6 protein-coding genes and 1 pseudogene are annotated in these 7,190 nt (G+C 68.0%); 4 read left to right on the plus strand and 3 right to left on the minus strand.

The genetic code is table 11. The features are described 5' to 3' along the window. The first annotated feature begins 199 nt into the window (after positions 1–199). A complete protein-coding gene (locus IEY89_RS29680; protein WP_189150606.1) occupies positions 200–829 on the plus strand; it encodes a TetR/AcrR family transcriptional regulator in 630 nt (209 codons plus the stop codon). After that, positions 826–2,436: a CocE/NonD family hydrolase gene (locus IEY89_RS29685; protein WP_189150607.1), complete on the plus strand. Its 1,611-nt coding sequence runs from the start codon at positions 826–828 to the stop codon at positions 2,434–2,436. Before IEY89_RS29680 ends, IEY89_RS29685 begins: the two co-directional genes overlap by 4 nt. A gap of 124 nt (positions 2,437–2,560) precedes the next feature. Here IEY89_RS29685 and IEY89_RS29690 read toward each other — a convergent pair. From IEY89_RS29690 to IEY89_RS29700, 3 genes and pseudogenes are all read right to left on the minus strand, one after another. Further along, positions 2,561–3,263, minus strand: a pseudogene (locus tag IEY89_RS29690) (IS6 family transposase). Positions 3,264–3,393: 130 nt separating this feature from the next. Beyond that, entirely contained in the window at positions 3,394–3,984 is a 591-nt protein-coding gene (locus IEY89_RS29695) for a TetR/AcrR family transcriptional regulator (protein WP_189150608.1), read from the minus strand. A gap of 111 nt (positions 3,985–4,095) precedes the next feature. Further along, positions 4,096–5,148, minus strand: a complete 1,053-nt coding sequence (locus IEY89_RS29700; RefSeq protein WP_189150609.1) for a hypothetical protein — start codon at positions 5,146–5,148, stop codon at positions 4,096–4,098. A 1,333-nt stretch (positions 5,149–6,481) separates the two neighbouring features. Between IEY89_RS29700 and IEY89_RS29705 the strand changes: the two genes are divergently transcribed. Continuing rightward, positions 6,482–6,802, plus strand: coding sequence for a hypothetical protein (locus tag IEY89_RS29705; RefSeq protein ID WP_189150610.1), 321 nt, complete (start codon positions 6,482–6,484; stop codon positions 6,800–6,802). Positions 6,803–6,951: 149 nt separating this feature from the next. Beyond that, a partial coding sequence (locus IEY89_RS41000) for a hypothetical protein (protein WP_229695473.1) occupies positions 6,952–7,190 on the plus strand: 239 nt, incomplete at its 3' end.

Genomic DNA, 7,190 nt, shown 5'->3' on the forward strand with positions numbered 1-7,190 from the left:
CTACTTCCTCTGGAACCCCAGGTCCCAGTCTCCAGGTGTCCACGATCAAGGGGAAGCTTCAAACCACGGCGACGCCCCAACACCGGACCGAACCCCAACTCCCGCCCCGGACACCACAACCAGGAGCAATCCACCTCATTGCGTCAGGCATCACTAAGGGACACTTGTTCTTTTTTGCACACCTGTGCATTATCTCGGTATGCAGACGCAGTCAGAGGCACAGTCTCCCGCTCTGGACCGGCGCGTACGCCGGTCGAGGGCGGCACTCATGCGGGCCGCGGTCGAACTGGTCACTGAACGGGGAACGGCGGCCGTCCCGCTTTCGGACATCGCCGAGGCAGCGGACGTGAGCCGGAGGGTCGTCTATCAGCACTTCGGCGACCGCGATGCCCTGCTGCTGGAGGCAGGTCTCGATCTCGCGCGCCGTGAACTGCTGCCACAACTCGCCGACGCCGTGCCCGGGACGACCGCGCGCGAGCAGACGCTGGCCACGGCGCGGCACTTTGCCGACCACCGGGTTTTCTACAGGGCCCTGTTGACCGGATCGTGCGGGTTCGCGCTGGACCGGGGGCTGATCGGGCTGCTGCTGCCGGTCAACCGGCAGCACGTCCAGCAGATGTTCGGCGACCGGCTCGACCCGCAGATCGTCGAGGATCTCGCCACGTGCCTGGCCGGCGCGGGATCGGCCTTCTTCACGACCTGGATCGTGGACGGCGCGGAGCCGCTGGAACCCCAGGCATTCACCGATCGACTCATGCGCATGCTGTCGGTCCTCATCACCGCCCTGAGCCCCACCCCCGGCACACCAGACCTGGAGACCCCCCGATGAGCCTGCTCAGTCACCTCGTCCAGCGCCGGCTGAAGCTGGCCGCGCCGCCGACCCGGGACCTGGTCGTCGAGCGGGATCTTCGGGTCCCGATGCCCGACGGAGTCGACTTGCTGGCCGACCGGTGGGCGCCCAAGAGCGGTGGCGAGGGGCTGCCGACAGCCGTCTTCCGCTCCCCCTACGGGCGGGCCGGCGTCGTCGGCACGATCCTGGCCCGCCCACTGGCCGAACGCGGGTACCAGGTGCTGATCCAGAGCACCCGCGGCGGCTTCGGCTCGGGCGGGACGCTCGACCCGAAGCGACAGGAGCGCGAGGACGGCCTGGCGACCCTCGACTGGACGGTCAAGCAGCCCTGGTTCGGTGACGCGATCGTCCTTGTCGGCCTGAGCTACCTGGGATACAGCCAGTGGGCTGTCGCCGACCGCCTGCCCTCACAGGTCAAGGCGATGATCCCGCAGGTGACCGAGTCGGCGCTGTCGCTGGAGTTTCTCCGCGAGGACGGCATGTCGCTGGAGACGCCGTTCGGCTGGGGTGTGCTGGTGGCCACCCAGGAACTGCCCCTGGCGTTGCTCCGCAAGCCGGCCCAGGCCAAGAAGACCGCCCGCGCGCTGTACACGCTCCCGTTGAACCAGGCCGACATCGCAGCCCTCGGCCACCGGTCCGACTACATCCAGGACATCCTCGCCCACGACGCCCGATCCCCGCGCTGGACCGGCTTCGATCACCGGGACCGGGTGGCCGACGTGACCGTGCCGGTCAGTTCCATCGGCGGCTGGTACGACGTCTTCCTGCCCGGTCAGCTGCGTGACTTCCAGGTTCTGCAACAGGCCGGACGCCCGTCACGGCTGACGATCGGGCCGTGGACGCACGCGGAGTTCACCAACGCCCTCGTCGACGAGGCCGTGGAGTTCGGCCTCCCCCACGCGCGCGGTGAGGAGCCGCCCCACCGCGCGCCGGTCCGGCTGTACATGATGGGCGAGGACACCTGGCGCGACTTCGAGTCCTGGCCGCCGAGCGGCTACTCGCCACGGCCGTTCCATCTCGGTGCCCACGGCGCGCTCTTGGCAGATCAGCCCGAGGAGTCGGCACCCGACCAGTACCGTTACGATCCGGCCGACCCCACCCCGGCAGTCGGTGGAGCACGCACGGTCAAGGACTGCGGCCGTGTCGACAACAGCGCCTTGGAAGCCCGCCCCGATGTCCTCACCTACACCACGCCCACCCTCGACGAGGACGTCGAAATCGTCGGCGAGGTCAGCGCCGAGATCTGGTTCCGCTCCAGCCTGCCGCACGCGGACGTCTTCGTCCGACTGTGCGATGTGGACCCCGACGGCCGCTCGCACAACATCTGCGACGGCCTTACCAGCCTGACCGACGCCGACGAACTCACCTGCGCCACCGTTTCCCTGTGGCCGACTGCGTACCGCTTCAAGCAAGGGCACCGCATCCGGGTCCAGGTCTCCAGCGGCGCCTTCCCCCGCTACGCCCGCAACCCCGGCACCGGCGAACCGCTCGCCACCGCGACCACGCTCCGGGCCGCCGACCAGTCCGTCCACCACGACCCGGCACACCCCTCGGCGATCATCCTGCCGGTGCGGGAGCGCCGCTGAGAGTTCCAGCGTCACCTCACCCGCCGCCTTCGACGAGGTACCGGGAGGGCGTTGTCACGTTGTTGGCTGTGTGACTGCCTGACGGCGCGTCGGGGCAGGGCGGGCTTGGGAGCCGGCCTTGTGCTCAGGCCGCGGTGGCAAGGCCGGCCACGCCGGTGATCTGCTCCCAGAGGGCGAAGCGGACGGTCATATCGGCTCGGTAGTCGTGGGCGGGCGTCAGATGGCGGGGCTGGAAGTGGGGGCGAGATACCGCTGAACGCGGACAGGAACCGCTGGGCCCCGCCCACGGAGCGGAAGCCCTTCTTCGCCCGTTCACGCTGCCGGGTCGGCTGGTGGCTGTTCTCCGCCCGGTTGTTCAGGTACTTCGACGGGCGGTGCTCGACGCAGGGCATGACCTCGCGGTGGGCAGCGCCGTAGGAGCAGAGCTTGTCGGTGACGACCACCCGCGGCACCGCACCCGTCCTCTTCATCAGCCTGCGGAAGAAACGCCTGGCTGCGACGGTGTCCCGCCGGTTCTGCATCAGGATGTCCAGGACGTTGCCGTTCTGGTCGACGGCCCCCCACAGGTACTGCAACCGCCCGTTGATCTTGACGAAGACCTCGTCCAGGTGCCACCTGTCCCCGGGCCGGGGCTGCCGGCGGCGCAGCACGTTGGCGTAGGCCGGCCCGAACTTGGCGCACCAGCGGCGCACCGTCTCGTAGGAGACGCTCACGCCGCGCTCGAGCATGAGCTCCTCGGCCTCGCGGAAGCTGAGTGGGAAGCGGTGGTTCAGCCACACACAGGGGGAGATGACCTCGACCGGGTACCGGTGCCCTTTGTACGGCAGCGACGCGCTCCCTACGGATGACCCTTCCCCGGCCGATCAACCAGAAGATCATCCCACCGGTCAGCCAACGTGACAGTGCCGCCCTGGCCACGACCCCAGGAACAGCGCCCCTTCTGTCGGGCGGCCTGATTCATTGCCCCGGCGTGGCCGTCGTGCGCCGGATGAGTGTCCACAGGCGGTCTGCGACGGCCACGACTTCTGTTTCCGGCGCCTGTTCCCGAGACTGCATCCAGGGCGTCAGTACTGCAAGAAGACCGCCTGCCAGGAAGAGACGGGTCTCCGGCTCGTGGCTGAGCCGACTGAAATATGCAGCCGTATGATCCACCACGGCCTGACGCCCCTGGCCGAATTGTCCGTCTCCTCGGATGATTCGCCCGTACATCCAGCGATGACGATTGAGCTCCCGCAGCAGATCCAGCAGGGTCGACGGCACGTCCTCGCCCGGGGACTCCTCCGTCATTCCTTGTTCAACACGCATCTGCAGCCGACGCTGGACGGCCTCGGCGATCAACTCCTCCGGGCCGGAGTAGTGCTGGTAGAAGGTCGGTCGGCTGAGACGCGCCGCGGCGGTGATCTCACTGATCGAAAGGGTCCGCGAATCCGTGCCCGCATTCTGGAGCAAGTGGATCACGGTGTCGACCAGTAGTTCCCGGGTGCGGGTTACTCGCGGATCAACTCTCGATTCCTTGCTGATATCGCTGACGCCTTTCCGCCTTTTCATGATCGACCCTCATTCCGGGAGCAGTCTAGCTGCGCACCAGTTCAGGGACTTCACGCGGCGACGGCAGTGCGAGGAGCGGGGCGGCCGGGGAGCCCCGGCCGCCCGCACCGGTCAGGCCAGCGGGCTCTTGGACACCGGGTCGCCACGGAAGGCGCCGTGCTTGGGTTCGGTCTCGCCCCAGGCGAACCAGGTCGCAGGTTCACGGGTGTCGCCGACGCGGCGGAACCTGCCCTCCTGCTGCGGGGTCGGCGGCTGCCCGTGCTCCACCATGTCAGGCATGCTGCCCTTCGGATGACGGAGGAACTCCCACTGCTGCCCGTCGACATTCAGCGCGATCTGCTCGGCAAACGGGGTGCCGTCCCGCTGGTAGACGCGGACATCGACGTCCTGTGTCGCCAGGACCTGCTTGCCGTCGGTGACCACACCGAATCCCAGCCGGTCGTGGCCCACGATGAAGTGCCCGCCCTCGAAGGAGCCGTCCTTGTACCGTGTGGCCCAGGTGTACCAGAGCAGGTGGCCCTCGTTCTCCATGACCAGGTCCTTGTCCCTGTAGAGGGTGCCCTCCTCGTGCATGTAGACCTGGTCGAAGGCGAGCATCCCGCGCACCGGGCGTCCGAGCACGGTTCCTGTCACCTCCACGAACTGGGAGACGTAGTAGGTGCCGTAGTCACGACCGGGCAGGTACCAGTGCAGGCCAGGGTTGATCGGGGTGCCGGTGAGCTCGAACAGACCCTCCTCGCGCCAGGTGAAGGAATCGAGTCCGTACCGGACTTCGAAGGGCTGCCCAGGAACGCCGGCGGCCTGCCGCCAGACCGCCTCCTCGCCCTCCCGGACGCCGACGGCGCCCTCGGCGGACGCCGCCGCCTGCATGCGCTCCATGTCGTAGCGCAGGGTCGTGTCGTCGATGAGCGTGGACTGGAAGAGCAGCAGCCGCGGGACGCCTCCCCCGAGGCCGTCGGCCTGGTGAGAGTTGTGGTTGACGCTGCGGCACACCTCGTAGATCTCGCCCTGTTCGTCGTCGAGACGACCGTAGACGAACGTCGCCCCCGGGGGCAGGCCGTAATACGACCGGTCCGACAGAACGTCCTCGATGGTGGGCTGGTGGGCGCCCGAGAGCATCTGGAGGAAGTGCCCCCGGGGGTGTACGTGCTTGACGATCGGCACGATGGCCTCCCTTTCGTTCGACTTACTTTACATCTGTAAGCTACTTTACAGAGTGTAAGGAACGGGTTAGCGAGTGAGACGGCAAGTGGACTGTCCGGATGGCGGGGTGGGCTGCAGCGCCTCGTAGCCCACATCGGTGCGGCAACGGAGTCCCGCACACTCGCGGGCCGCGAGCAGCACCGCGAGAAATCAGTCCATCGGGGCGGCAACGCCTGTTTCCGGCCCCGTGATCTCCACGGCAGCGTCGACACGCCGCCCAGAAAACTGGTGAATTCACGGTCCATGCGCGTCGATCAGCGCCGCTCAGCCTGCCAAGCGGCGCCCTGGACGTCGGCAAATCCGAGCATCACGGCACGGCCCCGCTACGCGATGGCCGCACGACCTTCGACAAACCACTGTCATACGGTGAGCCGCAACTGCGGGAACTGTTCGCTCAGACCGGCCCGGACCGGCTCGCCGACGTCGACCACCGCAACAACGTGCTCAAGCCGAGCCAGGGCGGGTTCGTCGCGGTCTCCCCGCTGGAGAGCGTGTACGTCACCAGCCCGGCGGTGCGGCAGACCTAGGTCTACGGCAACGGTGCGCGCGCCTACCTGCTGGGTGGGCCGCCAGCACGCTGCTGGACTGCTCCCCCGCGGACCTGCGCCCCAGTGCGCGTTTCACGGGTCTGGGAATCGACTCGCTGCCCGCCCTGTCGTTCTCCACGCTGCTCCAGAACGTCTTCGAGGTCGACTCCAGGATCCTCGTGGCCGGGGTGGAGCAGTAGTCGGGTCAGCTCGTCGATGGATGGCAGTCTCCCCGGCCGCCGCGAGGCGACCGGGTGGCAAATCCGGCGTACAGCCCGACTCGTCTGCTGCTGGCCGCCTCGCTGGTCGAGGTGGCGCCGCCATCACCAGCACCAGGCGACCGCCTACCGTCGCCGGAACGAGATCACCGCGGCAGCCACAACATGATCAGGACCCCACGAGTCACGAACTACAGCTGCCGTGACAGTGGGCGAAGGACTTCGCGGCGCTGCTGCGCAAGTACCTGGCCGGCTGCGCGAAGAAGCTCATGCAGCAGGACCCGGAGATCACGGCGACGCAGAAGTACTACGGCCGGCTGAACGTCGAGGAGGGCGCCGACGTCTACGGCATCCACACAGCCTCCGAAACTGGAAGACCGGCTCGGCCACCTCCTGCGCGACCTGGACCAGCTTGCCGTAAATGCCGAACAGCAACGCATCGCGAAGGAACAGGAAGAGGCCGCACGCAAGCGGAACTGGTACAAGGCGCTGCGCCAGGCCCGTGCAGCCCAGATCACACAGCACCGCGGGGCGGTTCTCACCGGTCAGGTGGAACGCTGGCGCCTGGCGGAGGACATTCGGGCGTTCTGCTCCGCAGCCCGCCAGGCGGACGTCGCGGCGGACTGGACGCAGTGGGCCGAGCAGTACGCGGCGTCCATCGACCCGCTCGCCGATGCCCTCGCCGCTCCTGCCGATCCTCCGGCCCCACCACACGACCTGCGCGACTGCTTCAGAGGCGACACCTACGCCTATCCGTGGCCGTTCGGCAAAGACGGCCAGTGGAATCTGGCCGACGATGCCATGGGAACCACCGGCGACCGACACCCCGGCTGTGCAGGTGCCAGCCCGCCACGGGACAGCCGCAGGTGAGAGTTGGAGCCGATCGCGGGCCAGCGACAACGTCGTTGTGGATCTGGAGGAGTTCCGGCGCCACGGCGAAGGGATGTTCTCCAGCGATCCGCGTGCGGACCGCTTCCGCGGTCTGCCGGTCGGACAGCCCTTCGGCGAACTGCAACACCGTGACCAGCCTCAGCACCAGGCAGAACCGCTGGACGGCCCACCGTCGGGAAGAGCTGCCCGATGTCCTCGGCGGAGAAGACCTCCGCGAACTCATCCCGCAGCCGCATCGCCAGCGTGCCCTTCGGACACACCGTCCACGCCACCCGCGCCGTCTCCGCCGGAATCTCTCCCAGCCCCACTGCCGCAGCGACACCGACACCCTCCCCGAACACAACGTCGGCCTTCACCGCCACAACCA

Source organism: Streptomyces lacrimifluminis (assembly GCF_014646095.1).
Taxonomy (GTDB): Bacteria; Actinomycetota; Actinomycetes; order Streptomycetales; family Streptomycetaceae; genus Streptomyces; species Streptomyces lacrimifluminis.

What these genes read in the sequence shown, in the direction of transcription:
- IEY89_RS29685 (WP_189150607.1), top strand. Translation starts at nt 826, where the DNA reads ATGAGCCTGCTCAGTCACCTCGTCCAGCGCCGGCTGAAGCTGGCCGCG.
- IEY89_RS29680 (WP_189150606.1), top strand. Translation starts at nt 200, where the DNA reads ATGCAGACGCAGTCAGAGGCACAGTCTCCCGCTCTGGACCGGCGCGTA.
- IEY89_RS29695 (WP_189150608.1), bottom strand. Translation starts at nt 3,984, where the DNA reads ATGAAAAGGCGGAAAGGCGTCAGCGATATCAGCAAGGAATCGAGAGTT.